The organism is Aestuariivirga sp., assembly GCF_046093005.1.
GTDB lineage: Bacteria > Pseudomonadota > Alphaproteobacteria > Rhizobiales > Aestuariivirgaceae > Aestuariivirga.
This window is the reverse complement of sequence record NZ_JBJTER010000088.1, coordinates 1-25337: the sequence shown is the minus strand read 5'-3', so window position 1 is coordinate 25337 and position 25337 is coordinate 1. Positions and strand designations below refer to the sequence as shown.

At 61.4% G+C, this 25337-nt stretch carries 20 protein-coding genes and 5 pseudogenes; 14 read left to right on the top strand and 11 right to left on the bottom strand.

What is annotated here, in order from left to right:
• Positions 1 to 7: 7 nt before the first annotated feature.
• Both ACKOED_RS07490 and ACKOED_RS07485 read right to left on the bottom strand, forming a co-directional pair.
• Complete coding sequence (locus ACKOED_RS07490; RefSeq protein ID WP_408915958.1) at positions 8 to 997, bottom strand: ABC transporter substrate-binding protein; 990 nt, start codon at positions 995 to 997, stop codon at positions 8 to 10.
• A gap of 113 nt (positions 998 to 1110) precedes the next feature.
• Positions 1111 to 1578, bottom strand: coding sequence for an Lrp/AsnC family transcriptional regulator (locus ACKOED_RS07485; RefSeq protein WP_408915957.1), 468 nt, complete (start codon positions 1576 to 1578; stop codon positions 1111 to 1113).
• A gap of 189 nt (positions 1579 to 1767) precedes the next feature.
• On the opposite strand from ACKOED_RS07485, the gene ACKOED_RS07480 reads away from it, so the two are divergent.
• From ACKOED_RS07480 to ACKOED_RS07465, 4 genes and pseudogenes are all read left to right on the top strand, one after another.
• Positions 1768 to 4074: a 1-deoxy-D-xylulose-5-phosphate synthase N-terminal domain-containing protein gene (locus ACKOED_RS07480; RefSeq protein WP_408915970.1), complete on the top strand. Its 2307-nt coding sequence runs from the start codon at positions 1768 to 1770 to the stop codon at positions 4072 to 4074.
• Positions 4071 to 4256, top strand: a complete 186-nt coding sequence (locus ACKOED_RS07475) for a hypothetical protein (RefSeq protein ID WP_408915956.1) — start codon at positions 4071 to 4073, stop codon at positions 4254 to 4256. The genes ACKOED_RS07480 and ACKOED_RS07475 overlap by 4 nt, the downstream gene beginning before the upstream one ends.
• Before the next feature lie 142 nt (positions 4257 to 4398).
• Positions 4399 to 4626 (top strand): annotated as a pseudogene (locus tag ACKOED_RS07470) (IS3 family transposase); the annotation flags it as partial.
• A gap of 17 nt (positions 4627 to 4643) precedes the next feature.
• Positions 4644 to 5003: pseudogene (locus ACKOED_RS07465) on the top strand (transposase); the annotation flags it as partial.
• A gap of 95 nt (positions 5004 to 5098) precedes the next feature.
• Here ACKOED_RS07465 and ACKOED_RS07460 read toward each other — a convergent pair.
• The 7 genes from ACKOED_RS07460 to ACKOED_RS07430 all read right to left on the bottom strand — a co-directional run bounded on the left by ACKOED_RS07460 (position 5099) and on the right by ACKOED_RS07430 (position 14149).
• Entirely contained in the window at positions 5099 to 7162 is a 2064-nt protein-coding gene (locus tag ACKOED_RS07460; RefSeq protein WP_408915955.1) for a dipeptide ABC transporter ATP-binding protein, read from the bottom strand.
• Between the two features lie 11 nt (positions 7163 to 7173).
• Positions 7174 to 8325, bottom strand: a complete 1152-nt coding sequence (locus tag ACKOED_RS07455) for an ABC transporter permease (protein ID WP_408915954.1) — start codon at positions 8323 to 8325, stop codon at positions 7174 to 7176.
• Positions 8326 to 8332: 7 nt separating this feature from the next.
• Positions 8333 to 9370 (bottom strand): ABC transporter permease, encoded by a 1038-nt coding sequence (locus tag ACKOED_RS07450; RefSeq protein ID WP_408915969.1) that lies wholly within the window; start codon positions 9368 to 9370, stop codon positions 8333 to 8335.
• 12 nt (positions 9371 to 9382) lie between these two features.
• Positions 9383 to 10711, bottom strand: a complete 1329-nt coding sequence (locus ACKOED_RS07445) for an MmgE/PrpD family protein (protein WP_408915953.1) — start codon at positions 10709 to 10711, stop codon at positions 9383 to 9385.
• A gap of 65 nt (positions 10712 to 10776) precedes the next feature.
• Entirely contained in the window at positions 10777 to 12423 is a 1647-nt protein-coding gene (locus ACKOED_RS07440; RefSeq protein WP_408915952.1) for an ABC transporter substrate-binding protein, read from the bottom strand.
• Positions 12424 to 12479: 56 nt separating this feature from the next.
• Complete coding sequence (locus ACKOED_RS07435; protein ID WP_408915951.1) at positions 12480 to 13346, bottom strand: DMT family transporter; 867 nt, start codon at positions 13344 to 13346, stop codon at positions 12480 to 12482.
• A gap of 8 nt (positions 13347 to 13354) precedes the next feature.
• The gene (locus ACKOED_RS07430; protein WP_408915950.1) at positions 13355 to 14149 is read right to left on the bottom strand and encodes a glutamine amidotransferase-related protein; all 795 of its coding nucleotides are present in this window, start codon (positions 14147 to 14149) and stop codon (positions 13355 to 13357) included.
• 129 nt (positions 14150 to 14278) lie between these two features.
• On the opposite strand from ACKOED_RS07430, the gene ACKOED_RS07425 reads away from it, so the two are divergent.
• The 6 genes and pseudogenes from ACKOED_RS07425 to ACKOED_RS07400 all read left to right on the top strand — a co-directional run.
• Positions 14279 to 14875, top strand: a complete 597-nt coding sequence (locus ACKOED_RS07425; RefSeq protein WP_408915949.1) for an NAD(P)H-dependent oxidoreductase — start codon at positions 14279 to 14281, stop codon at positions 14873 to 14875.
• A 65-nt stretch (positions 14876 to 14940) separates the two neighbouring features.
• Positions 14941 to 15816, top strand: coding sequence for a LysR substrate-binding domain-containing protein (locus tag ACKOED_RS07420; RefSeq protein ID WP_408915948.1), 876 nt, complete (start codon positions 14941 to 14943; stop codon positions 15814 to 15816).
• A gap of 173 nt (positions 15817 to 15989) precedes the next feature.
• A complete protein-coding gene (locus ACKOED_RS07415) occupies positions 15990 to 16382 on the top strand; it encodes an FAD-binding oxidoreductase (protein ID WP_408915947.1) in 393 nt (130 codons plus the stop codon).
• Positions 16345 to 16731 (top strand): creatininase family protein, encoded by a 387-nt coding sequence (locus tag ACKOED_RS07410; protein ID WP_408915946.1) that lies wholly within the window; start codon positions 16345 to 16347, stop codon positions 16729 to 16731. Before ACKOED_RS07415 ends, ACKOED_RS07410 begins: the two co-directional genes overlap by 38 nt.
• Positions 16728 to 18266, top strand: coding sequence for a trimethylamine methyltransferase family protein (locus ACKOED_RS07405; RefSeq protein WP_408915945.1), 1539 nt, complete (start codon positions 16728 to 16730; stop codon positions 18264 to 18266). Before ACKOED_RS07410 ends, ACKOED_RS07405 begins: the two co-directional genes overlap by 4 nt.
• Positions 18266 to 18580, top strand: a pseudogene (locus ACKOED_RS07400) (NAD(P)/FAD-dependent oxidoreductase); the annotation flags it as partial. The gene ACKOED_RS07405 and the pseudogene ACKOED_RS07400, both read left to right, overlap by 1 nt.
• A gap of 191 nt (positions 18581 to 18771) precedes the next feature.
• On the opposite strand, the pseudogene ACKOED_RS07395 reads toward ACKOED_RS07400, so the two are convergent.
• Positions 18772 to 19367, bottom strand: a pseudogene (locus ACKOED_RS07395) (transposase).
• A 133-nt stretch (positions 19368 to 19500) separates the two neighbouring features.
• On the opposite strand from ACKOED_RS07395, the pseudogene ACKOED_RS07390 reads away from it, so the two are divergent.
• The 4 genes and pseudogenes from ACKOED_RS07390 to ACKOED_RS07375 all read left to right on the top strand — a co-directional run bounded on the left by ACKOED_RS07390 (position 19501) and on the right by ACKOED_RS07375 (position 24815).
• A pseudogene (locus ACKOED_RS07390) lies at positions 19501 to 20197 on the top strand (IS5 family transposase).
• Between the two features lie 108 nt (positions 20198 to 20305).
• Positions 20306 to 21319, top strand: a complete 1014-nt coding sequence (locus tag ACKOED_RS07385) for an Ldh family oxidoreductase (RefSeq protein WP_408915944.1) — start codon at positions 20306 to 20308, stop codon at positions 21317 to 21319.
• A gap of 4 nt (positions 21320 to 21323) precedes the next feature.
• Positions 21324 to 22838, top strand: a complete 1515-nt coding sequence (locus tag ACKOED_RS07380; RefSeq protein WP_408915943.1) for a trimethylamine methyltransferase family protein — start codon at positions 21324 to 21326, stop codon at positions 22836 to 22838.
• A 9-nt stretch (positions 22839 to 22847) separates the two neighbouring features.
• A complete protein-coding gene (locus ACKOED_RS07375) occupies positions 22848 to 24815 on the top strand; it encodes an FAD-dependent oxidoreductase (RefSeq protein WP_408915942.1) in 1968 nt (655 codons plus the stop codon).
• A gap of 61 nt (positions 24816 to 24876) precedes the next feature.
• On the opposite strand, the gene ACKOED_RS07370 is transcribed toward ACKOED_RS07375, so the two are convergent.
• Complete coding sequence (locus ACKOED_RS07370) at positions 24877 to 25038, bottom strand: hypothetical protein (protein WP_408915941.1); 162 nt, start codon at positions 25036 to 25038, stop codon at positions 24877 to 24879.
• Between the last annotated feature and the right edge of the window lie 299 nt (positions 25039 to 25337).

The following is a 25337-nucleotide window of genomic DNA, read 5'->3' as shown; positions in this document are numbered from 1 at the left end:
CGCCAGCCTAGGGCAGTGCAACGGTGTTGATCACCGCGTTATCGATCTGCTGGTTCGAATCGAGCTTGTTGTCAGCGGCGCCGTTTTCGAGATTGAGCTGCATGACGGTGTCGAAAATGTCATGCAGCTTGCCGCGCTCTCCCTGCTTTCCGAGATAGGCCTGGGCTTCGGGCAGCGGCGTGTAGGCCAGGCTTGTTGCGAGAATCTCCTTCACGTCAGCCGGTGTGAGCCCGAAATGCGGCGCGGCCAGTTCGGCATATTTGTCGGGCTCGGCCTGGCTGAAGGCGATGGTCTTGTAGATGCATTTGAGGAAGCTCTGATACTTCTTGGGATTAGCGGCGAGATCGTCCTTGCGGGCGGTGATCACGTCAATGATGATGCCGCGGTAATCCTTGGACGACAGCAGGACCTTGGCGCCCGCCCGGCTGGAGTTCTTGACCGCCTGCGACATGAAAGGCTCGTAGGTGGCAACAGCGGCAATCGACTCGTCGGCGAACACGGCACCGGTATCGGCGGTGGCGATGTCCTTGATGTCCAGGTCCTTGAAGGTAAGGCCGGCCTTCTTGAGTTCCATCTGCAGCAGGAGCCGCGCCGGAATGTTGGGCTCGGCGGCCACCGTCTTGCCCTTGAGATCGGCCACCGCCGCGATCGACCCGTCGGAGATGACGCCGTCGCCGCCTACCGACTCGTCGATCACGCCGATGATGACGCCGGGCGTCTCGGCATCGCGCGGGCGGCCCTGGTGCTCGCCCACCGTGCGCATGTCAACCTCGATGTCGCCGCGGGCATAGGCCGCCATGACATTCGAACGGTCATCCTCGAACTTGTAGTCGACTTCGATGCCTTCCTCCTTGAAGCAGCCAAGGTCATTGGCCACATGCACCGGGGCAAAGCCGAGCCAGGTGGGCGCCAGCATGCGGATGGTTTCGGCGGATTGCGCCGGGGCGGCGGCCGCCATCACCGCGACGACGGCGGCGCCGGTAAGAAATTTCTTCATCAGAGACCTCCCGTTGATTTTGCGCGTCGGTCCAAAGGCGGGGACCAGCACTTTCCTCGATTTTTGGGGCTTTTTCCTTGCAAAAGTCAATGTCGGAAAAGCCCTGAATGGCCTCATGAGATCCTCGCCAGCCCGGTTTTCACCCGCCGCAGCGGGATGGAGCTCTCGATTGACGCTACGCCAGGCACCCTGGTGAACTTGCCCACCAGGAAACGCTCGAAATCAGCAAGGCCCGTGGTGGCGATGCGCAGCAGATAGTCGCGGTTGCCGGTCATCAGCCAGCAGTCCACCACTTCCGGAAAACCGCGAATTGCCGCTTCGAACCTGGCCAGCGCCTTGTCCACCTGCTTGTCCAGCTTCACCGAAACGAACACCGAAAAGCCAAAGCCCAGCGCCACTTCGTCGATCAGCGCGGCATAGCCGCTGATGATCCCCGCCTCTTCCAGCAGCCGTACCCGCCGCGCGGCGGGCGAGGCCGAAAGCCCCACCGTTTCGCCAAGTTCGTTGATGGTGATGCGGCCATTCTGCTGCAGGGCGCGCAGGATCGCCATGTCGATACGATCAGGAGAGGTATTCGTCATCACAAGACCCATAGATATTAGCGGAAAACACTACGATACAATCACTTACGGTATAAGAATAGCGAAAAACACCGGCGGTTTTGCGCTATTGTTCCTGTCCTGATGATGGAGGGCCACGCCGTGACAGACGAAGACCGCATCGGCCACCTCAAGAGCATCGAAAGACTGATCCTGTGGCTGTCCCACTGGATGATCCACTATGCCAATCATATCCGCCCCAAGGCCGATGCCATCAAGACCGGCGGCCACCAGGCATCGTCGGCGTCGGTCGTCTCGATCATGACGGCGCTCTATTTCTCGGCGCTGCGGCCCGAGGACCGGGTGGCGGTGAAGCCTCATGCCGGGCCGGTATTCCACGCCATCCAGTATCTGATGGGTAATCTGAGCCGCGAGAAGATGGAGAACTTTCGTGGCTTCGGCGGTGTGCAGAGCTATCCTAGCCGCACCAAGGACAGCGACGATGTCGATTTCTCGACCGGATCGGTGGGCCTTGGCGTGGCCATGACCTGCTTTGCCGCGATGGTGCAGGAATATATCGCGGCAAAGCCCTGGGGCGCGGCGCTGCGGCCGGGCCGCATGATCGCGCTCGCCGGCGATGCCGAACTTGACGAAGGCAATATCTACGAAGCGCTGCAGGAAGGCTGGAAGAACGCCCTCAGGAACTGCTGGTGGATCATCGACTATAACCGCCAATCGCTTGATGGCGTGGCCCCGGAGGGCCTGTGGACGCGCATCGAGACGATTTTCGCGACCTTCGGCTGGCGGGTGGTGCGCATCAAACATGGCCTGTTGCAGCGGCAGGCCTTTGCGGAACCAGGCGGCGAGGCCCTGAGGCGCTGGATCGACGATTGCCCCAACCAGCTTTATGCGGCGCTGGTCTACAAGGGCGGCCAAGCCTGGCGCGAACGGCTGACGCTTGATCTGGCGCGCCAGCCGCAAGCCCTGGAGCTGCTGGAGCGGCGCAGCGACGCCGCGCTTGCTGAACTCATGGAGAATCTCGGCGGCCATTGCGTGGCCTCCCTGGCCGATGCCTTCGCGGCGGCAACGGGCGATCAGCCGACCTGTTTTCTTGCCTACACCATCAAGGGCTGGGCCACGCCGCTGGCTGGCCACAAGGACAATCACAGCGGCCTGATGACAAAGGCGCAGATGGCCGAATGGCAATCGCGCATGGCTATTCCGGCGGGCCAGGAATGGGACCGCTTCGCCGGTATTGCGGACCCAGCCGGGCTCCAGGCCTTCATGGCTGGCGTTCCGTTCTTCGCAAAAGGGTTCCGCCGCCTTGCCGATGCCGTGCTGCCGGTGCCGGCAACCGCGCTCCCCTGGGAACGCGAGACATCCACCCAGGCGGCGTTCGGCAGGATCCTCGATGTGCTCGCGAAGGGAGAAACCGCGCTGGCCCAGCGCCTGCTCACCGTATCGCCGGACGTGACCGGCACCACCAGCCTGGGGCCCTGGGTGAACCGCCGCAGGCTATTCGCCAGGGTGGCGCGGGACGACACTTTTCTGCGTGAAAAAATCCCGTCCACGGCCCGCTGGGAGTTCGCGCCGGAGGGCCAGCACATCGAGCTTGGCATCGCCGAGATGAACCTCTTTCTGCTCCTCGGCGCGGCCGGACTGTCGCATGCGCTGTTCGGCAAGCGCCTGATCCCGGTGGGCACCGTCTATGACCCGTTTCTGGCGCGCGGGCTCGATGCCCTCACCTATGCTTGCTACCAGGATGCCCGGTTCATCATTGCCGGAACACCGTCCGGCGTGACGCTGGCGCCCGAGGGCGGCGCGCATCAGTCCATCGCTTCGCCATTGATCGGCCTCGCCCAGGACGGGCTGGCCGCCTTCGAGCCCGCCTTTGCCGACGAACTGGCGGTTATCATGGAATGGGCCTTCGGCTATCTCCAGCGCGAGGGTGGGGACGCCCCCGACGAGCGCACCTGGCTGCGCGATGAAACCGGCGGCTCGGTGTATCTGCGGCTCAGCACCAATCCTGTCGAACAGCCGCCCGCGAGGACGGATGCGGCCTTCCGGCAGAGCGTGATCGACGGTGGCTATTGGCTGCGGCCGCCGGGACCGAATTGCGAGGCGGTGATCGCCTATCAGGGCGTGGTGGCGCCCGAGGCGATCAGCGCCGCGGCGCTCATCGCCGAGCGTCATCGTGACGTGGGCGTGCTCGCGGTCACCTCGGCCGACCGCCTGAACGCCGGGTGGACGGCAGCCCAGCGGGCGCGGGCGCGCGGGCAGCTGGCGGCACGCGCCGCGGTGGAGCGCCTGTTGCAGGACCTGCCGCCGCATTGCACGCTCACCACGGTGATCGATGGCCATCCGGCGACGCTGGCCTGGCTGGGTGCCGTGCACGGCCACCGCACCATTCCGCTCGGCGTGGAGCATTTCGGCCAGTCGGGAAGCATCCCCGAGCTTTACAGGCACTTTGGAATATCAGCTGCCCGCATTGCCGCGACCGTGAATGGGCTGGCCAGCCGAGATCGCGGCCCTGCATGAGGATGCCTTCGATCTCGATCTTCTGGGCTTTGCCGAGGAGGAACTGGGACGCCATGGCCGGGGCAATCGGCGCGGCGGTAGCCGGCGACTGGATCGAGGCCGAAGCGCCGGGCGCTGCCCCGGTGCGCGTCGCCGAACTCCCGGTTCTCGCGGTCTACGCCACGCCCCATCCTTTTTGCTGAGCGCATCCAACACTGGAGCATCCCCATGGCACGCGCACGCGGCGCCAACGCCGTCATGGCCGCGGCATTCGAAACCACCTATGGCGTCACGCCGGGTCCGGGCTTCCGGAAGCCGCCCTTCGTCTCGGCAAACCCCGGCGTCTCCTGGTCCATGAGCAGATCAGGCGATGTCTGGGACAATGCTGCGATGGACGGCTTCTTTTCCTCGCTCAAGACGGGGCGAACAGCACGCAAGACGTATCGCACAAGGGCACAAGCCAAGGCCGATGTGTTCGATTACATTGAGTGCTTCTGCAACCCCAGGCGCCGGCATTCCACGCTCGGGTACATCAGCCCCATTGAGTTCGAGAGGAAGGCTGCGTTAGCTTAGGTGCCTGTCCACAGAACCGGCAGCAGGCCAATCCGAAGACCATTCGGGTCGACCAGGGCAGCGAGTTCGTCTCCCGCGATCTCGATCTCTGGGCCTACGCGAATGGCGTCACACTTTACTTCTCGCGGCCCGGCAAGCCGACTGACAATGCGTTCATCGAAGCGTTCAACAGCAAGCTCCGCAGCGAATGCCTGAATGGGCACTGGTTCATTAGCCTTGATGACGCCTGTGCGAAAATGGAGAATTGGCGCAGGTCCTAAAATGAAGAGAGACCCCACAGCGGGATCGGGCAAAACACCCCAATTCAGCTGCACAACTTCGGTGACGCATCCAGCCCGTCACTGACGAAAGAGGCCGAAAACTCTAGCCTCAGGTGATCCAAGGATTGGGGGCGGAGCAGCGACGGCCGCGTGGTGAACTTTCAACCACATCTATCGTTCATGCAACAGATGTCATTCTAAGCAATCCGGCTCTATGCCCTGCTGATCATTACAGGTTCCATGAACGCGAGCAGATCATCGGATAGATGACAGCGTATGGCATGACCTTCTCCCACCTCGCGCAGCGGTGGCAGCATCGTTTCACAGAGTGCGCCGCCCACTTTTGCTTTGTGCTGACAGCGCGACTGGAAGGGGCAGCCAGGCGGGGGATTGGTGGCCGAAGGAACCTCGCCTTCAAGAATGATCCGACGCTTGGTGTAGTTGGCGTCTGCAAGCGGGATGGCCGAAAGGAGAGCTTCTGTATAGGGATGGTAGGGTGGCGCGAAGACTTGCTGTGTTGTGCCCTGCTCAACCACGCGGCCGAGATACATCACGACCACACGGTCCGCGAGATAGCGAACCAGTGCAAGATCATGACTGATGAACAACATCGTGGTCTTGGATTTCCTTTGAATCTCCATCAATAGTTCAGTCACCGCGGCCTGAACTGAAACATCGAGCGCCGACATGGGCTCATCGGCGATCACCACCTTGGGTCCGCCAGCGAAGGCACGGGCAACACCAATGCGCTGCTTCTGACCCCCCGACAGCTGGCGCGGCATGCGTGATGCAAATTCGCGTGGCAACTTCACAAGATCAAGAAGCTCAAGCATCCGGCTGCGGCGCTCTTCTTCGTTTCTGCCGATGCCGAACTTCTCCAGCGTACGAACGATCTGCGTTCCAACGGACTGGCTCGGATTCAACGTATCAAAGGGATTCTGAAACACCATCTGGATCGACGAAATTGTTTCAGGCGAGCGTGCATTAACGGGCGTATCCTGGATTTCATTACCGTCCAGCACCACCTTGCCGGATGTCGCCTGTTCCAGCCCAAGAAGAACTTTCGCGAGGGTCGACTTGCCACAGCCCGACTCGCCCACGATGGCGACGATCTCCCGCTCTTGCGCAGAGACGCTGACATCCTCATTGGCCTTCACGGTGCGTGGCGCTCCACCAAGAATGCCGCCAGACTTGACTGCATAATGCTTTTGCAGATGGGACACCTGAAGAACAGTCTCTCCTCTGGTGAGAACTCCACGGGGCTTTGCCCGCTCCGCTTTGCGCAGCCAGTCGATCTCCCCGCTGCGCAGGCAACGGCTCTCATGGCCGTCACCCGCGCCAACCGTACTCATCTGCACACGGCCAACATCACAAGTGCCGGACACGAAATATTCGCAGCGTGGGCCAAAACTGCATCCTCGCGGCCGGTGGTGGGGCAACGGAAGCTGGCCTGGAATTGCTTGCAAGGGCCGGCTGTTCTTGTCGGCGCTGGGCAAGGCGATGGAGCGAAACAAGCCTTGCGTATAGGGATGACGCATTGCGCCAAACACGTCTTCCACGTGGCCGGTCTCTATTGCTTCGCCGGAATACATGACGGTGATGCGGTCGCAGGTTTCACGGATGAGGCCCAGATTGTGGGAAATGAAAAGAATCGAGGTTCCGAAGCGCTGGCCCAGATCCTTGATGAGCTCAATGATTCCAGCTTCCACGGTCACATCGAGGGCCGTCGTTGGTTCATCGAGCAGGAGCAGAGCGGGTTTGGCCAACAGGGCCATGGCAATCACGATGCGTTGCTGCTGGCCGCCCGAGAGTTGGTGCGGATAACAGCGCATGATCCGTTCGGGATCAGGCAGCCGGACTGCCTTAAGCATGTCGAGCGCCCGCATTTTAGCGTCTTGCTTCGTTGCCTGTTCATGCAGGATCGGCACTTCCATCAACTGCTTGCCGACGCGCATGGCCGGATTAAGGCTCGCCATCGGCTCCTGATAGACCATTGATATCTGTGAGCCGCGGATGCCGCGCAATTCCGCCGCACTCAGCTTGGCTATGTCCCGGCCCATGAAGCGGACCGTGCCCTTGGTGATGCGGCCGATGCCGGGAAGATCGCGCATGATGGCAAGCGCCACAGTTGACTTGCCGCAGCCGGATTCGCCCACAATTCCCATCGCCTCCCCCGGCATAATCCTCATGGAAAAATCCATGACAGCGGAAATCTCGGTTAACCGGGTGAAGAAAGAGATGTGGAGGTTTTCGATCTCGAGGATAGGCGTGGTCATAGGTGTCCTCGTCAATCCCTCAATGACTGTTCACGAAGTGAATCGGCAAGCAGATTTAAACCCAGAACGAACGACATGAGTGCCACCGCTGGCGGAATGACCGGATGAACGGCGACTCTCAACAGCCGGCTGGCATCCTTGATCGCGGTACCCCAGTCAGGGCTTTCAGGCGGCATGCCAAGCCCAAAGTAACCGAGCGCTCCAAGAAAAATGGTGGTGTACCCGATCCGCAGGCACGCATCGACGATCAGGGGCCCGCGCGCATTGGGGAGAATCTCCCACAGCATGGTGTACCACGGCGACTCGCCACGCGTTTGCGCCGCCGCAACATACTCGCGCGTCTTGATATCCATGGTGAGGCCGCGCACGATGCGGAACACGCTGGGACTCGAGGCAAAAGCAACCGCCACGAAAATGTTGAGCGTACTCGGGCTGACCCGCATGACCCCCAAGGGATCGGAATCGAAGACAAAGGTTGCAAATAGCCAGGCACCGGCAACCAGTATCCCTCCAATGAGACCTGCGCACAGGACTGGGCGACCGCGAAAGCCCGCGTAGACCATGGCGAGGAGCAGAGTGATGGGAAAGCAGAACAGTACAGCCGCCATCACATAAGGGATCGGCGTGTCGAGGATGCCCGGCGACACGAGCAGATAGAACAGCAAGATGAGTGGGAATGCCAGAATGAGATTGGCGAGAAACGAGAAGAACCTGTCGATGCGCCCCCCAAGATATCCTGCAGGCAGGCCCAGCGCGATGCCAACGGCAAATGCAAGTGCCGTGGCCAGCGGCGCCACAATGAGAACGATCCGGCTGCCATGTATCATGCGGCTGAAGACATCGCGGGCGAGCTTGTCTCCTCCGAACAGGAACGGCACGCCCGAACTGGTTTCGATCGCGCCTGGAGGCGCATGCTTAAGGGCGACAAACTGTTGCAGCGGATCGAAGGTCGAGATGATGTCAGCGAACAGGGCCGTGAAGAACCAGAATGCGATCAGCACTACACCCGCAATTCCAACGCCTGAATCGAACAGTTGGCCGTAAAGGCCAAGGCGCCGCCGGTAGGCGAAACTTGCGGCGACCAACAGCCAGAGCGACAACCAGACGGGCCACAGCTGCTTCAAGGTGAAGAATATGATTGCGATGACAGATAGTTTTTCCATCTTCCCGCTATTGCACCCTGATACGCGGGTTGAGATAGGCGTAACCGATGTCCGAAATCAGCTGGGTGACAAGCACCAGCAGAACAGACATGATTGAGCATGCGAGCAGTAGATCGATGTCGTTGTTTCCCGCCGCCTCGACCAACAGGTAGCCGAAGCCCTGGTAGCGGAACATCACCTCGACGATCACAACACCGGTGAGAAGCCAGGTGAACTGGAGCATGATCACAGTGAAGGGTGCAATAAGTGCATTGCGCAATGCGTGCTTCAGCACGACGCCGGCGAAGCTGTGCCCCTTGAGACGGGCCGTGCGGATGTATTGCGTGGTCATCACCTCCGCCATGGAAGCTCTCGTCATGCGAGCGATGTAACCTATGCCGTAGATGGCCGGGGTGATGACGGGCAATGTGAAATTGTAGAAAGTAATCCCGTCTGACGTCGCGGTCGCAGCCGACCCGTTGAGCCATCCCAGCCAGGTCGCAAAGACCACGGCGAACAGGACTCCTGATATGTATTCAGGCGTTGCTGTCGTGGTGATTGACAGAACCGATAGACAACGGTCCATGCGCGAGCCCTCCCGCATGCCGGCGAGCACGCCGACCACCAGAGCCGTGGGCACCATGACAACCAGCACCCAGAACATCAGGATGCCCGTGGCGCGCAGCGACGGCAGCAGCTTGTCGATAACCTTGACCTTGAACTTCGTGGAACAGCCGAAGTCGCCTTGGAGGATGCCTGAGTAGACAGGTACGGTTTGCTCGGCACAGAAGTTGAATCGCGCCTGCGCCTCACCCGTTTCGGGGTCGATGTTCGGCTGCTTCGGAATCACCCCGAGCCAGGCGCCGTAGCGCTCAAGAAAGGGCCGACGATATCCGTTGCGTTCCAGCCACTTCTCGATATCGACATCCGAGGCGCGGGTTTCTGTCTGGGTGATCGACAACTTGCGCAGATTAGGCTCAAGATTCACTAGATAGAATACAGCGAGTGTCAGGCAGAGCACGGTCCACAAGATGCCTGTCGTCCGCCTGATAAGAAAGCCGAGCAGTGCGCCCACGTGTCACCGCCCACCACAGATCATATCCGCCAGCTTTCTGAAGGACAGTTCCCTCTCCATTCCCAACACATAGTCGGCGATGTTCTGCGCTCTGGCAGTAAAGCCCGCACTTTCCATGAGAAGGTGGAACTTCGCGACGATCTCCTCATCGGAAAACGCGTTCTCAGCACTGCCGCGGGCGACAGCAGGACGCGATTCCAACGTCACGCCATCCCGAAGCTTGATCGAGGCCGAGGCCCAGCGCTCACTGGGAAACAAGCGCGAGAAATCGGGATCATCAATAACTTCTATTCGCTTCGCAACCGACAGGATCGCACTGTCAGCAAGCGCAGTTGTTCCGATCTCATCTGGCCCAACTTGCCCCCTGACCAATAGCGCCGCCACCGGGAATGGCAGGCTGTATTGGGCAACCTCTGTGGTGGGCGGATTCCAGATTTTCAGCCTGCTGGCCTCGTGGAAGGTCCGGATGCGAATAGATGAGATGTCGGAGGAGTGAAATCTGTGTTCCCGTTTCAGCTGCATGGCGGCTTCCATGGCCGGTTGAGCCCAGCGGCAGACGGGATAAGCCTTGATATATTGCTCAGAAAGCCGCCAACGGGACCCCAGATCGCACCACAGCGGCTCAACAACAGGATCCTCCGCGGTGATTGCCGGTGCTCCAGTGAAACCGGCCTTGGCGAGGTAGGCGGAGGAAACGCCAACCATCGCGCCCCAGCCGGAGCCATCCTTGAGCATGGACGGATGGTCGATGCAGCGCATCATCTGACTTCTCGGGCCATTGTATTCGGCGATACCCAGCGCCTCGCGCAGCATTGCGCTATCGAGGCCAAGCAATCGCGCGCCGGCGGCAACGATGCCCAGTCCCACCCAGGCGCCAGACGTGTGATAGTCTGGTGCGGTCTGATGAAGCGCAATTCCGGCCCGGATCGCGATTTCGTAACCGGCAATGAGGCTCGCCAGTCCATCCGCACCACTGATATCGTCATGAACATCCGCGAAGGCCATGAGTCCCGAGAGTACACCGCATCCCGCGTGGCCCTTGGTGAGCGGGTGGCCGTCATGGGCATCAAAGCTGTCAATCGTTGAGGCGTTGACAAACGCGGCCCCCGCCGGGCTCGTTCGTCCATCGGCAAAGAACAGCCGAGCTCCGGCAGGCGAGGCGCCGAACAATAGCGGGGCTGCATCCCGGGCGATTGCGCTGAGTTGCAAGCGGGAGCCTGCGGCTGCCACGCCGATCGTATCAAGCAGACAACGCTTCGCATCATGAATGACGGCTGAGGGCACATCGCACAGCGACAACTCGGCCGCGAATTCTACCAATGTGCTCTTCATTGAACTCTCTCAGACAGGAGGCCTGCCGGGCGGTACTTGCCCGGCAGACATAGAGGCGTCAGTCGTCAAACGTTCAGCCAGGTTTCGCCGAGGTCGATCTCGAAGGTCTGATGCATTTCGTAGTTCATCACCTCGGGCGCCCGGTGGTTGTAGATGTTCTGCCAGTAGGGTTGAATCAGCACCCCGCTGTCCTGCAGGATCTGCTCGACGTCCTTCATGACCTCCTTGCGCTTCGCAGGATCGGCAACTGACAGCGCCTCATTGAGCTTCGCGTCGAAATCCTTGTTGGAGAATGCCGACTCATTCCACGCCTCACCGGAGCGATAGGCAAGAGCAAGGACCTGAACGCCCAGGGGCCGCTGGTTCCAGTTGGTCATGGAATAGGGATACTTGGTCCAGTCATTCCAGAAGGTCGACCCCGGAAGAACCGTGCGCTTCACCTTGAAGCCAGCCTCGCGCAGCTGCGCGGCAATGGCATCGCCGGTGTTCTTGTGCCAGTCCTGGTCGACGGTGATCAGTTCATGCTCAAAGTCCATCTGGCCGGCCTCGGTCATCAGAGCCTTGGCGCCCTCGATATCGCGTTTCTGCTTTGGCAGCTCGAAATACTCCGGGTGAAGCGGCGCCACATGATGATTCTCCGCGACGGAACCGATGCCATTGTTGCCCAACTTCAACAATGTGTCGTTGTCGACGGCCATTTGCAACGCACGGCGCACGCGCTGGTCATCGTAGGGCTTGTTGTTGACATTGGTGCGTGCAACGATGGTGTTGGCTGTGCTGATTTCCGACTTGACCAGGCCCATCTTGTCAAAGACGTCGATGTAGCTGGCCTCGGTGACCTGGTTGCAATGCACCTCCCTCGACTCGAAGGCGCTTATGATGGCGGATGGATCGGTGCCATAGTCGATGAATTCCACGCCATCGAGGTGAGCTTCCCCGCCCCACCACTTGCCATCGGCGCGGCGCTTCAGAACTGCTTTCGTACCGGTCTCATAAGAAACAAGTTCGAACGGTCCCGTACCGATGGGCTTGGCCACGATGTTCTTGCCATCGGCTTCAAAATTGCGGTGAACGATCAGAGCCGGATAATCCGACATGCCTGGAATGATCGTGATGTCAGGCTTCGGCAGCTTGAGCTTTACCGTGAAGTCGTCAACTTTAGTGATCGATCCCTCGATGGCCTTGCCGGTCTTCTCGTCGATCAGCGTGGACATGCGGCCGGCCATGGAATTGCCCTCCGCCGACTTGTCACACCAGCGCGTGATGTTGAAGACGACGTCATCGGCATTGAAGGCATCGCCATTGTTCCATGTCACGCCCTTGCGGACGTGAAGGGTGTATTCGGTCGCGTCGTCATTGACATCCCAGCTTTCCAGCAACTTGCCCTGGAACGTGAAGTCGCGCTGGTACTTTACCAGCGGCTCAAGGAACTGACGGGTTACATTGGCCATTTCCGACCAGTCATAGGTGCGCGGGTCCTTCTGCTCCTTGACCGGCATTTCGATCTTGAGCACACCGCCCTTCTTCGGCGTATCGGCCCGCGCGGGCGTCGGCACCGTCAGCCCGATTGCGCCATAGGCGGCCGCGGCCGTAGCGCCAAAGGCGCTGGCCAGCGCCAGAAATTCGCGGCGATCCATCCGCCCTGTCCTTGCGTCCTGCGCCATCGCATCAAATGCCGCGGGCAGTGCCTTCCCGTTTCTCTTGAACAACATTTCAGTTTCCTCCTCTGCGTATAAACACCTCCATCCGGAGCGTGTCTTGTTGATCCTCATGCGGGCCGTTCAGCCGGCCGCAGCATACTCACGGTCATGTGAAACACCAATGCCGAGAGCAGCACAGCGCCACCGATGATCGTATTGGCTGGAACTGTCTCCTGAAGAACAAGCCAGACCAGAAGCGGCCCCAGAACGACTTCAAGCAGGCCAATCAGCGCCACTTCCGCTGCGGGCAGGAAGCGAAGTCCCAGCGTGAAGAGCGCGATGGCACCGGGCAGCACAACGCAGCCGCCGATGAGAAGCCACAACCATTGCACCGACTGCAGCTGCCCGAGTGACGCGAAGGGCGCCGCAATGAGTGCGCCGATGATGAAACCCAGAACATTCGCTGGAATAAAATTCAGGTCGCTGCGGTGCTGGGCGATGACATAAAAGACTGCGGTGGACAGCGCATTGGCGAGAGCCATCACGTCTCCAAAAATGCCGCCCCCGCCAAGGCTTCCGCTGGCGACAATCACAATACCTGTCATGGCCATCACGATGGACAACCGTGTCGCTGGCCGTACGGCCTCCCCAAGAACTGCCCACCCAAGAAGGGCAGCGATCAGCGGCATGGACGCAAAAATCAACAGCGCATTGGCAGCACTGGTGTTGCTGATGGCAAGGCAGAACAACACGGTGCTCACGCCCTGCAGACCGCCGGCGATGAGACCCCAGCGGCCAAGTCGCAAGAACTCGCTCACCGTCGCCGAACGGTGAAACAGGAACATGCCGGCGATCAGAACCGCGGCCGCCGGCAGGGCACGCGCTGCTGCCAGCGTGAAGGGATCGGTCGCTGCGAGGCGGATGAGCAGCGCATCTGGCGTGAAGACGATCGCCCCGGCCAGTGTGATCAGCAATCCCTTGGTTTCATTACGCATGAATTGACTCAGGTGCCGACCGCCTCTTTGACCGCCTTGCCAAAAAGCTTGTCCAGGAAACCCATGAACCACACATGCTGACGATGATCATGGCGCGCCATGAGGACGTCCTGTTCGGCGCGGGTCTGTGCTCCCGGCTTGCCGTAGGCCGCCCAGTCATTATCCTGCCAGCGGCGGAAACAACGGGGCGTTACCTCCGCATGGAACTGGAAGCCGAAGGTCTGATTGCCGTATTTGAAGGCTTGCTGCCGAAAAATTTCGCTTGAAGCCAGATTGTCGGCGCCGTGCGGGATCTGGAACTCATGGAAGTGCGCCTGGGCGACCGTCAGTGTTTCGGGGAAATAGGATCGGCCTTTCTCCGTTGGCTTGATTTCATAATAGCCAAACTCGTGCGGCTCACTTGGCTTCGGACCGACGGGGGCGCCGAGGACATGGGCGATGGACTGTCCCCCCTGGCAGATGCCGAGCAAAGGCACATCCCGCCTGATGCACTGTTCGATCCAGCGGTTCTCGTCATAGAGGAACGGGTGCTTTTCTTCCTCAAAGACATTGAATGGGCCGCCATAAACCACCGAGCCGATCACGCTGCCGTCAACCTCGCCAAGCGCCTCGCCCTTGAAAGGCTTGCGGATTTCCGGTTCGAGGCCCCTTGAGCGGAAATAGGTGACCACGCGGTCATCATCGGGGTCATCGCCATGGCGGATCAAGACAACACGGGCCATCAAACTTCTCATTCGAAAGACAGAATCTAGGCATGATATTTGGTTTGGGCTCTCTGCTTTCGCAAAAAAATCGATGCCCACGCCATTGTTTTAATTTTGCCAACAGCGTCTGGGCCAGATTTAAGCTGCGAGGGAGCTGACTGCGGAAGGCCGTTCCATGGCCGGACCTTCGGTTTTCGAAAGACCTTTCAGACCCATGGATAGTGTCTCATGCGCCTTCTATTTGTCCACGCTCACCCGGTTCCGGAGAGCTTCAACACTGCACTGTTCAAGGCTGCGACAGAGACTGCCCGCGCAAACGGCCACGAGGTGCGCTCGACCGACCTCTACGCCGAAGACTTCAACCCGGTCATGAGCCCGGATGAGCGTCGCGCCTACACCGAAGCCGACCCGCCTCCGCCCGATATCGTGCCGCATATCGCAAACTTGCAGTGGGCCGAAGGATTGATCCTGGTCTATCCGACCTGGTGGTATTCGCAGCCGGCGATGCTGAAAGGCTGGATCGACAGAGTCTGGCGGCCGGGCGTGACTTTTACATTGCGAACCGCGACAGAGCCCATGCGCCCCGCCCTGACGAACGTCCGGCTCATCGGAGTCATCACGACGTTTGGCTCACCATGGTGGTTCTGGACTTTCCTGATGGGAGCGCCGGGCCGCAAGGTGATCCTGCGCGGCATGCGTTACTGCACGGCCCCGCGCACCCGGACTTTCTGGATGGGGCTTCATGAGATGGACAATCAGACCGACGAATCCCGCCGACGCTACCTGGATCGCGTCAAGGCGCGCATTTCGCGCATTCCTCCGTAACTGAACCGCAGGAAGGCTAGCCGATTTCCGACAGATGGATTAGTGTCCGGTCACGAGGGCACTTCATGAAGTATCTGCCACCCCTGAACTGCATCCGGTCGTTCGAGGCCTCGGCGCGGCATCTGAGCTTTACCCGCGCCGCCGAAGAGCTGCGCATGACCCAGGCGGCTGTCTCGGGCCATGTGCGCGCACTGGAGCAGTTCATCGGGCGTCCCCTATTCTTCCGGGCTCCACGCAGCCTGACGTTGACAGAAGTCGGGACAGCCTATTTGCCGGCGGTGCAACGGGCGCTATCTCAGCTCGATCAAGCGACCGGGCTGGTTCAGACCGTGCGGCACCGCAAGGAAGTGGTGATTGCCTGCCCTGCAAGTCTTGCCACAAACTGGCTTCCTCTGCGACTGAAGTTTTTCCGTGAACAGTATCCCGACGTTGAAATTACGGTACACGCAACGATCTGGGCCGAAACCCCCGATCATGTTGTCGATCTGCGCATTACACCGCGTCATGTCAGCCAGCCACTTGTCGGCCAAAGTCTGGGCGAGGAAAGGCTGGCCATGGTTTGTCGGCCAGACTTCCTCACTGGCCCCGACGCCATAACCACTCCCTCTGAGGTTCAACGCAAGGGGTTGATCCACATTATTGGCCGGCAAGAGTTCTGGGATGCCTTCGCTGGTTACCACGGTATCCTGGACATGCCCCTTGTTCAAGGGTTGACGGCTGACAGTTCCAACGTCGCACTGGAAATGGCAATCTTGGGTTTAGGCTGCGCCATCACCCTCGCCTCTCTAACAGACATTCATCTGAAGCGCGGCTCGCTCGTGGAACCTTTCCCGGCAAACATCTCAAGCGGCTGGGGGTTTGACCTCTGTCCCGGCGAGTTGCCACCGACGCGGGCCAGCGAGAAGCTCAAGTCCTTGCTGTTAAGTTCTGCCCGCGGATAGAAGAGCTGGCGTAGCCAGCCTGCGCCGAAGCCTTCCGCGAAAAAAGCGATCCCCACGCCACTGTTTTCCTTTTGCCAAACAGCTGCCGATTTAACCTATCTTGTCACCATCTCTCCGGAAGATTGTTCGTTCTTGGGGGATGCAATTGATGCTCAACGAGAAATCCGTTCGTTATGGCAAACACTGAAGAGCTCATTGCTGGGCTTAGCGGCAACCCACACGAGACGAATCCAAAGATCGTTGCCCAGCGCAGCCGCGATTTCTACTGGTATTCCCCTGTTCTGAAACGCCAGCGCGAAGGCGTGACCGGCGACATCGTCGTAAGCCCGCGCAGCGAGGACGAGGTCATCGCGGTTCTTGCGGTCTGCTTCAGGCTTGACATTCCGGTGACGCCGCGTGGCGGCGGAACGGGAAACTATGGCCAGGCCATGCCGCTCGCCGGGGGCGTCGTGCTCGACTTGCGCAACATGAATCGTATCATCGACATAAGGCCGGGATGCGTGTCGGTCGAAGCAGGCGCTGCACGGCATGCTCGCGGTCACCACGGGCTGGGACCACATGGGTGAGCCCGATGGCGTTCTGGCGCCCGGCGGACGCGCCTGCGGCATTCACGCCGGCGGGGAGGAGACCTCAGTCATGCTGGCGCTTCACCCGGAATTGGTGAGGATGGAACAGGCCCGCGATTTCATCTCGGCACAGCAGGCCTCCGAGCGTGACTTCCCCAGGCTGCGCGGCCACGGTCCCGTGCAGTTCGGGTGGAAGATGGCCGATCTCAACGGCGACGGCGCGGCAGGCAACGCGGCGGCAGGTAACGCCGAGAAGGGACATGCCATCATCGACCATCAGGCCTTGGGCTTCATCGACGTCCCGCGCGACGTGCATGCGTCCGATCTGAAGAGGCTGCGCAACACATGACCAGTGAAGGGAGAGGCGGCGGGCGGCGGGCCCGGGCTGGAAGAGCTTCGGGAGCCATTCCGCAACTTACCTGGAGCAGCGTCTCCAACGGCTACCGGCCGCTCGAGATCCTGAACGAGGAGCAGCTCGATGCGCTCCACCGCACCTCCATGCGCATCCTGTCGGAGCTTGGCATCAAGGTCATGAGCGAAAGGGCCATGGACCTGTTCGAGCAAGCCGGAGCAATCGTCGACCGCGACGAACGCCTCATCCGCGCCGACGAGAGCCTCATCCTGGCGGCGATCCGGTCGGCACCCCGCTCCTTCACCTTGACCAGCCGCAATCCAGCCCGGCGGCTGACGGTGGGCGGCAACAGCCTGACCTTCGGCCTCGTCGCCGGCCCGCCTAATGTCCATGACAGGATCAACGGGCGCAGGGCCGGAAACTTCGCCGACTACCAGAACTTCATCCGGCTGGCGCAACACTTCAACGCCATCCACATCATCGGCAACCAGGTGGTGGCGCCGGTGGAACTGCCCGCTAACAGCCGGCACCTCGACACCTACCGCGCCAACCTCACCCTCAGCGACCGATGCTTCCACTGCACCGCCATCGGCCGCGCCCGGGCTCTCGACGGCATCACCATGATGGCCATCGCGCGTGGGGCGTCCCTGGACGAGATACGCGCCGCGCCGGGCGTCATCACCATCATCTCGGTCAACTCGCCGCGCCTCCTCGACGACGCCATGACCGACGGACTCGCCGCGATGGCCGAGCATGGGCAGCCGGTGACCATCACGCCCTTCACACTCATGGGCGCCATGACCCCCGTGACGCTGGCGGCCGCACTGGCGCAGCAGAATGCCGAGGCCCTGTTCGGCGTGGCGCTGACGCAGCTGATCAATCCCGGAACACCGGTCATGTACGGCGGCTTCACCTCGAACGTCGACATGCGGTCAGGCGCGCCTGCCTTCGGCACGCCTGAGAACACCAAGGCCAACGTCATTGGCGGCCAGCTGGCCCGTCGATATGGCCTGCCCTACCGCAGTTCGAACTCGAACGCCTCCAATGCGGTCGATCTCCAGGCCACCTATGAAACCAGCATGGCGACCTGGGGGGCGGTGCTGGGGGGGGCCAACATGATCTACCACGCCGCGGGGTGGCTGGAGGGCGGACTGACCGCCTCCTACGAGAAGCTCATCCTCGATGTCGAGATCCTGCAGAACATGATCGAGTTCCTGAAACCGTTGCCCTTCAGCGAAGACGACCTGGGTTTCGAGGCGGTGAAGTCGGTTCCGGCGGGAGGGCACTTCTTCGGCGCCGCGCACACCATGTCGCGCTACGAGACGGCCTTCTACCGCCCCTTGCTCTCGGACTGGCAAAACTACGGGGCCTGGGAGGCCGCCGGCGCGCGCGATGCGCTGGACCGCGCCACCACGTTCTGGCAGCAGGCCCTCAAGGAGTACGAGGAACCGGCGCTCGATCCCGCAATCCGCGACGAACTCGACGCCTACGTCGCCCGCCGCCGCGAACAGATCGGCTCGGGAGAGCCGTAATGCGAACCCATGCGCAAGCCGTGGTCATCGGTGGCGGCGTCATCGGCTGCTCCATCCTCTGTCACCTGACAACACACGGCTGGGGTGATGTCGTATTGCTGGAACGCGATGAGCTGACGAACGGTTCGACGTGGCATGCGGCTGCCAATACTCATGGCCTGCACGACTCAACAAACGTCAGCCGGTTGCAACACTACACCATGGCGCTCTACAAGGAGCTCGAAGCGGAAACGGGGCAAGGCTGCGGTGTATTTCAGCCGGGCTCGCTGTATTTCGCCCAAACCGAAGCGCGCGAACACCAGCTCCGTTTTCGTGGGAGATGCTCCGAACTCTGTTGAAAGTGCCAAGGCTGGCGTTGCTGGTTGGAAGTTATGCGGCATCAACAAGACGTTCAACCGCCGGGATGGCGGATTGATCGTTATAATGGTTTTGAAGGGCCACCTTTGTAGATATGTACGGTCTTGCGAGACATCCTGTTTCATAGTCCCCCGTGAACAATCCGATTTCACGCGATTTGAAGCCTGACGGCAGCCTTTGACCGGGGCAGCATCAGACTGGCAATCGGGCACAGAAGAAGCCTCAGCCAATTGAGGAGGAGGCGGAAGTTGTAGCCGGCGGCGGCGAGGATGGCGTTGATGGCGTCGCCCTGTGGCCCTGCGAGTTAGTTGCGGTTCATGCGGTGGCCGTTCTTGATGTGGCCGATGACGGGCTCGACGGCGGCGCGGCGGCGCATCTCGCGTTTGATGGCGGGCGTCATGCGGCGCTTCTGGCCGGAGGTGAAGACCCTGAACCTGTGGGAGAGGGGCGCATTGTGGCCGCGGTAGCCGGCAAGTACGGGTTCTCCAGCCAGCGGGCGCAGAGCGCCTCGTCCGAGAGATTGTAAGTGTGCTTCAGGATCGCCATTCCCGCCATCAGGCGCGTGGGCAGCAAGGGCGGCATGCCCGGCCCGTCGCTGTAGACCTCGCCACAGCGGGCTTCGATGACCTGCCACGACACCGTCTTCGCCAGCCGCACCAGTTCGTGGTTCATGTTGATGATCTGGCCGAGGCGTGACCGGAACAGGTCCAACTCGCCCGTCTCGCGCCGCTCACGTGGCTTCATCACCGAATCCTCCGCCGTTCTCCCGGCGGCGTGACTCACGCCCGGCGGCCACAGGGAACCGCAAAATGAATTCGCAAGGAAACGATGGCCAACGGCCCGCTTTCCCGCAAAATCGAAAACTTCGAGCGACGCAATCAGAGTCCCAAATCAACGGCTTGGGAATTGTTCACGGGGGACGAACAAGCCGTGCGGCGTGCCGAGAGTGGATGACAGGCGGGTTCTGAATGGTATCTTCCATCATCTGCGGTCAGGTTAACCCTGGGCGGATTTGCCGGAGAGATATGGGCCCTACACAAAGGTCTATTACCGCTTCAAGCGCTGGAGGAAAGCGGGCGTCTGGGACAGGCTGATGGACGCCATCATCGCTGCCTATGAGGCCAGAGGCGAGACACTGCAGATGATCGACTCGACCAGCGTCAGGGTTCACCAGCAGGCTGCATCTGCGGGTGAACGAACATGGCCTGCCGTTGCAAATCAAACCTTCTCCCGGCCAGGCACATGATGCACCGATGGCGGAACTCCTCCTTCAGGACCTGCCCAAGGGCGCCAGCCTTCTCGCCGACAGGGGATATGACGCTGACTGGATCAGAGAGATGATCGAGGAACAGGACTGCACCCCGGTCATTCCGCCGAAATCCAACCGGATCAATGAAATTCCATTTTCAAGACGCAAGTACAAGAAGCGTAATCCCGTCGAACGCTGTATCAACAAGCTTAAGCAGTTCCGCCACATCGCCACGCGCTATGACCGCAAGACCTCGGCCTACCTCGCTTTCGCAAAACTCGCCGCCGTGCGATTGTGGCTGAGGTTTTATGAGTCTGCAGCCTAGCTATCGGCGCAGATTCACTCCGGCGTTGACACTGCCATCCTTCCGATGACATCCTGAATGACATGAGTCCTGTCATTGCCATCAATGCCGCAACGGACCCGGTCTGACATGGCGGACGAGATCATCAGGCTGAAGCCAGCGGCGGCGCGAAAGCTCATCTTCGCCGCCCTCACTGGTGCAGGCACCGCGCCCGGAAACGCCACCTATTTCACCGAGGCCATTCTCAATACGGAACTCTCAGGACTGGAAGGACACGGCTTCTACTGGCTCCAGTACTACTGCGCCCATGTGAAGAGCGGAAAAGTGAAGGGCAAGGCGAAGCCGAAGATCACGAAGCTGTCGCCGTGCGCCTTCCGCGCCGACCCCATGGGCGGCTTCGCGCACCCCGCCATCGAGAAGGGCTTCGAAAAGCTCATCCCGGCCGCGAAAAAGTACGGCATCGCCGGGCTGGCGGTCCACAATTCTTACAACTCGGCAACGCTCGGCTTCCACACTGGCTATCTGGCGAAGCGCGGCCTCCTGGCCTTCGGCTTTACCAATGCAACACCCGCCATGGCGCCGGTGGGCGGCAGGACCAAGATCATCGGCACCAATCCGCTGTCCTTCGCCGTGCCGGGAAAGCCTGGCAAGCTCGCCTTCCTCATCGACCAATCATCAACCACCGTCACCTGGACCGCCGTGAAGCGCGCGGCGGAAGACGGCCGCGAGATCCCATTGGGCTGGGCGCTCGACCCGCAAGGAAAGCCAACGACCGACCCGGCGCAAGGCCTCGAAGGCTCCATGGCGCCTGCCGGGGTAACGCGCGGCTTCGGACAAGGCCTCATCGTCGAGGTGATGTGCGCAGCACTCACCGGCTCGTTCCTCGGCACCCAGATGGGCTCCTTCATGGAGGATGACGGCAAGTATATCGGCTGCGGCCAGTTCTTCATCGCCATCGAGCCCACGCTCTTCGCGGGCGGCGCCTTCGCCAGGCAGGTGACGGCGCTGGCCAAGTCGATCACGTCGCAGGAGGGCGCCCGTCTTCCCAATTCCCGCCGCGAGGCGAACATCAAACGGCTGTCGAAGGAAGGCCTCTCGATCAACAGGGCCTTGCTCGAAAAACTCCAGAGCTTCGCCCGCTGAACCCATGCGCCCTGCCGCCCACCGCCGCCGACGTGCTGCAGATATCGTGCAGAAGCCTTGGGTGCAGTTGGAGAACCCTCTGCCATATCTCACGCTCATCTCGGACGACGAGGTCGAGGCGATCCACCGCGCGGCGCTGAAGCTGCTCGAAACCGTGGGCGTACGCTGCATGGTGAAGGAGGCGCGTGACATCTTCGCCAGGGCCGGTGCCCTGATCGATAAGTCCGACAATCGCGTGCGGCTGGGCGCGGAGATTGTCGAAGCGGCACTGAAGACCACACCCTCCGAAATCACCCTCACGCCCCGCAATCCGGCGCGCGCCGTGAAGCTTGGGCACCGGTACTTGACCACCGCCGCCGTGCTGGGTCCGCCCAACTGCACCGATCTCGTCCGGGGCCGCCGCACCGGTACGCGCGCCGACTTGTCCGAGCTTCTAAAGCTCACCCAGCACTTCAACGCTGTGCAAATGAACGGCTGGCCGGTGGAGCCGCTCGATGTCGAAGTGCGCTTCCGTCACCTCGAGGCGGCGCGCGCCATGCTGACGCTGACCGACAAGGTGCCTTACGTCTTCTGCCAGAGCCGCCAGCGCATCGAGGACGTACTGACCATGTGCGCCATCGCGCGCGGCGAGACGCTGGAGCAGTTCGGTCAGAGACCCGGCGTCTTCTCGATCATCAACACCAACACGCCGCTGCAATATGACGTGCCGATGACCATCGGCGTCATGGATATGGCGCGCCACGGCCAGCCGACGCTTCTGACGCCCTTCATCATGGCCGGCGCATCAACGCCCGCGACCATCGCATCCGCCATGGCGCTCAACACCGCGGAAGTGCTATTTGGCCTTACGCTCGCCCAACTCGTGCGACCCGGAGCACCTGTGCTCTACGGCTGCGCCTGCCTGCCCGTCGACATGCGTACCGGCGCTCCGGCCTATGGACTTGCCGACATGCAGCGCTGCACCATCATCGGCGGACAGATGGCGCGGCGATACAACATCCCTCTGCGCGTCTCCAACTTCAGTGCCGCCAACATTCCGGACTTCGCAAGTGGCTATGAATCCGCCAACGCCAGCTTCGCGGCGGTCGCGGCGGGCGTGAATCTCCTGATGCACGCGGCCGGCTGGGTCGAGGGCGGGCTTTGCACCTCCTATGAGAAATTCGTGCTCGATTGCGAGATCGTGCAGAGCCTGCAGCAGATGCTGGAGCCGGTGCGCGTCGACGGCGATACGCTGGCCCTCGACGAGATCGCCGAGGTCGGCCCCGGCGGCCATTTCTTCGGTACGCAGCGCACGCTCGACACGGTCGAAACCGCCTTCTACCGCCCACTCATCTCCTCCACCCAGAACTACGGCGCGTGGGTGGAGGCAGGCGGCAAGGACGCCGCGCAGCGTGCCACCGCCGTGTGGCAAGAGGCGCTCGCCGCATACGCAGAACCATCGCTCGATCCGCCCGTCGTGGAAGCGCTTCATGCCTTGGTGGCGAAGCGCCGCGAACAGGGTGGCGCCCCCATCGATTGAGGTCCCTTGATGTCGAATCACTTCCCCGCCCTCTTCCAGCCTCTGCAACTTCGCCACAAGACGCTGCGCAATCGCATCGTCTTCGGATCGCACACGGCGAACATGTCGGACATGGGCCTCCCCGGCGAGCGCCACCGCGGCTACTACGAGGAACGCGCACGCGGCGGTGCTGCAATGATTGTGGTGGAGCCCGTGCCCGTCCACCGCACGGCGGTGCTGACACGAGGCAACTTCAAACACTCGACCGACGAGATCATCCCGCATTTCCGCAAGATCACCGATGCCGTCCATTCCCACGGCGCGGTCATCTGCCACCAGCTCTATCACGTCGGCCAGCATGGCGACTTCGACAATTCCTACGAACCCTCATGGTCGCCCTCGGGCCTGCCGAGCTTCCACGACTCGGACGGCAGCCACGCGATGAGCGAAAACGAGATCGAGGAGATCATCGAGAGCTTCGTCGAGGCGGCGCGGCGCGCCAAGGAGTCGGGCTTCGACGGCATCGAGCTTTTCGCCGCCTATAACGCCATCATCGACCAGTTCTGGCTGCCCTTCAACAACCGCCGCGACGATAGATGGGGCGGATCCTTCGAGAACCGCATGCGGTTTTCGGGCACCATCATGGAGCGGATCCGCAAGATGGCGGGCGACGACTTCATCATCGGCCTCGCCGTCAACATGGACCCAGAGGTGAAGGTTTCGCAGTCGATCGAACAGCTGCAGGAGATCATCGCTTGGCACGACCAGCGCCAGCTGATGGACTACGTCACCTGTGGCACAGGCAGCTATTTCTCTTCCGGCGGTATCATCCCCAACGTCTTCTTCGCCGACAAGCTGGGCGCCCCCCATGCCGAGGCCCTGAAGCAGGTGGTGAAATTCGCCAAGGTGCAGTGCGAGGCGCATATCCGCACACCGGAGAACGCCAACTACGTTGTGGCCTCGAGCCAGGCCGACATGGTGTCGATCGTCCGTGGACAGATCGCCGATCCGCATCTCGCCAACAAGGCCGCGGAAGGCCGGTCCGAGGACGTGCGCCCCTGCCTCTCGTGTAACCAGATGTGCTGGGGCCGGCGTTACCGCGACTACTGGATCTCTTGCCTCATCAACCCGAGCGTCGGACGCGAATTTGAATGGGGCGGCGACCGCTTCATTGCTGCCGGGAAGCCGAGGAAGGTTCTCGTCATCGGCGGCGGTGTCGCGGGCCTCGAAGCCGCACGCGTTGCGGCGGAGCGCGGCCACGGGGTGACGCTTGCCGAAGCCTCCGACAGGCTGGGCGGTCAGTTCCGGCTCGCGGGTCTGACGCCGCGCCGCCAACAGATCATCGACTACATCGACTGGCTGGAGCGCCAGTTGACGAAGCTTCAGGTGAAGGTGCTGCTCAACACGCCCCTCGATGCTGAAGAAGCCAAAGCCATGGGTGCGGACGAGATCGTCGTGGCGACCGGTTCGATGCCGGACGGCAAGGGCTTCCAGCGCGCCATGCCGGAACACGACGCGCTCCCCGGCGTGGAGCTCGGGAGTGTCGCGACCGCCGAGGACGTGATGGCCCGCATCGCGCGGCCCGGCAAGCGCGTGATCGTGCTCGACGAGACCGCCAACTGGAAGGGCGGAGGCACGGCGCTCACCCTCGCCGAGGCGGGCCATGAGGTGACCATCGTCACCGGAGCCTCCGCCGTGATGGCGGAGATGGCGCGCACCAATGCCGATGTGCAATTGCGTTCGCGGCTCCGCGAATTGGGCGTACGCATGATCTCAGAAGCCGTATTGCGCGAATGGCATGGCGATGGCGCGACGGTTCAGGTCTTCGGCGGAAAGCCCGAGCGCATTGCCGCCGACACGCTGGTCATCGCCGCGACGAACGTGTCCGAGCGCACGCTGGGCCGCGAGCTGGGCGCAAGGACGATCGGCGACGCCACCGCCGCCCGCAACGCCGCGATGGCGATCTACGAAGGACGGAAACTGGGAATGGGTTTGTAGTTCTGAACGTCTCGATGGTGCGCCTTCCCCGGTGCGCAGCATGGGAAAGGGCAGATTTCCATCACACCGGAAACAGCCGCTCCAGGAACCCCATGAACCATTGACGCTGGCCGGCATCATGCTCCACCATCAGCCGGTCCTGTTCCTCGCGGGTCTGCACGCCCGACTTGCCGTGGCGCGACCAGGCGGCCTCCTGCCAGCGGCGGAAGCCTTCAGGCGTCACTTGTCCCTACCGCGAATCAAATCCGGAGGTATTGGTGATAGAGTCTGCCAAGCAGTGGAATGGGTTGGATGCGCCAAATTGAGCTGAGATGGTATTCACCTGACAGTCTGGCCGGCTGGTAGGGCGCGCGGACCGGTGTGGCCATGCCGCTCCGATGCGGGTTTAGGATGGAGTTGCGACTTCAACCCTGAACCTCGACGGAGAACAACATGACCACGGACCAGAAGATAGCACGCCGGAAGCTTTCCTTGCTCGAGCTTGCTTCAGAACTCTCGAATGTTTCCAAGGCCTGCAAGCTG

Bases quoted from the DNA above. Each gene is read 5' to 3' on its own strand.
- ACKOED_RS07490 (WP_408915958.1), bottom strand. From the start codon at position 997: ATGAAGAAATTTCTTACCGGCGCCGCCGTCGTCGCGGTGATGGCGGCC.
- ACKOED_RS07485 (WP_408915957.1), bottom strand. From the start codon at position 1,578: ATGACGAATACCTCTCCTGATCGTATCGACATGGCGATCCTGCGCGCC.
- ACKOED_RS07480 (WP_408915970.1), top strand. From the start codon at position 1,768: ATGATCCACTATGCCAATCATATCCGCCCCAAGGCCGATGCCATCAAG.
- ACKOED_RS07475 (WP_408915956.1), top strand. From the start codon at position 4,071: ATGAGGATGCCTTCGATCTCGATCTTCTGGGCTTTGCCGAGGAGGAAC.
- ACKOED_RS07460 (WP_408915955.1), bottom strand. From the start codon at position 7,162: ATGACCACGCCTATCCTCGAGATCGAAAACCTCCACATCTCTTTCTTC.
- ACKOED_RS07455 (WP_408915954.1), bottom strand. From the start codon at position 8,325: ATGGAAAAACTATCTGTCATCGCAATCATATTCTTCACCTTGAAGCAG.
- ACKOED_RS07445 (WP_408915953.1), bottom strand. From the start codon at position 10,711: ATGAAGAGCACATTGGTAGAATTCGCGGCCGAGTTGTCGCTGTGCGAT.
- ACKOED_RS07440 (WP_408915952.1), bottom strand. From the start codon at position 12,423: ATGTTGTTCAAGAGAAACGGGAAGGCACTGCCCGCGGCATTTGATGCG.
- ACKOED_RS07435 (WP_408915951.1), bottom strand. From the start codon at position 13,346: ATGCGTAATGAAACCAAGGGATTGCTGATCACACTGGCCGGGGCGATC.
- ACKOED_RS07425 (WP_408915949.1), top strand. From the start codon at position 14,279: ATGCGCCTTCTATTTGTCCACGCTCACCCGGTTCCGGAGAGCTTCAAC.
- ACKOED_RS07420 (WP_408915948.1), top strand. From the start codon at position 14,941: ATGAAGTATCTGCCACCCCTGAACTGCATCCGGTCGTTCGAGGCCTCG.
- ACKOED_RS07415 (WP_408915947.1), top strand. From the start codon at position 15,990: ATGGCAAACACTGAAGAGCTCATTGCTGGGCTTAGCGGCAACCCACAC.
- ACKOED_RS07410 (WP_408915946.1), top strand. From the start codon at position 16,345: ATGCTCGCGGTCACCACGGGCTGGGACCACATGGGTGAGCCCGATGGC.
- ACKOED_RS07405 (WP_408915945.1), top strand. From the start codon at position 16,728: ATGACCAGTGAAGGGAGAGGCGGCGGGCGGCGGGCCCGGGCTGGAAGA.
- ACKOED_RS07385 (WP_408915944.1), top strand. From the start codon at position 20,306: ATGGCGGACGAGATCATCAGGCTGAAGCCAGCGGCGGCGCGAAAGCTC.
- ACKOED_RS07380 (WP_408915943.1), top strand. From the start codon at position 21,324: ATGCGCCCTGCCGCCCACCGCCGCCGACGTGCTGCAGATATCGTGCAG.
- ACKOED_RS07375 (WP_408915942.1), top strand. From the start codon at position 22,848: ATGTCGAATCACTTCCCCGCCCTCTTCCAGCCTCTGCAACTTCGCCAC.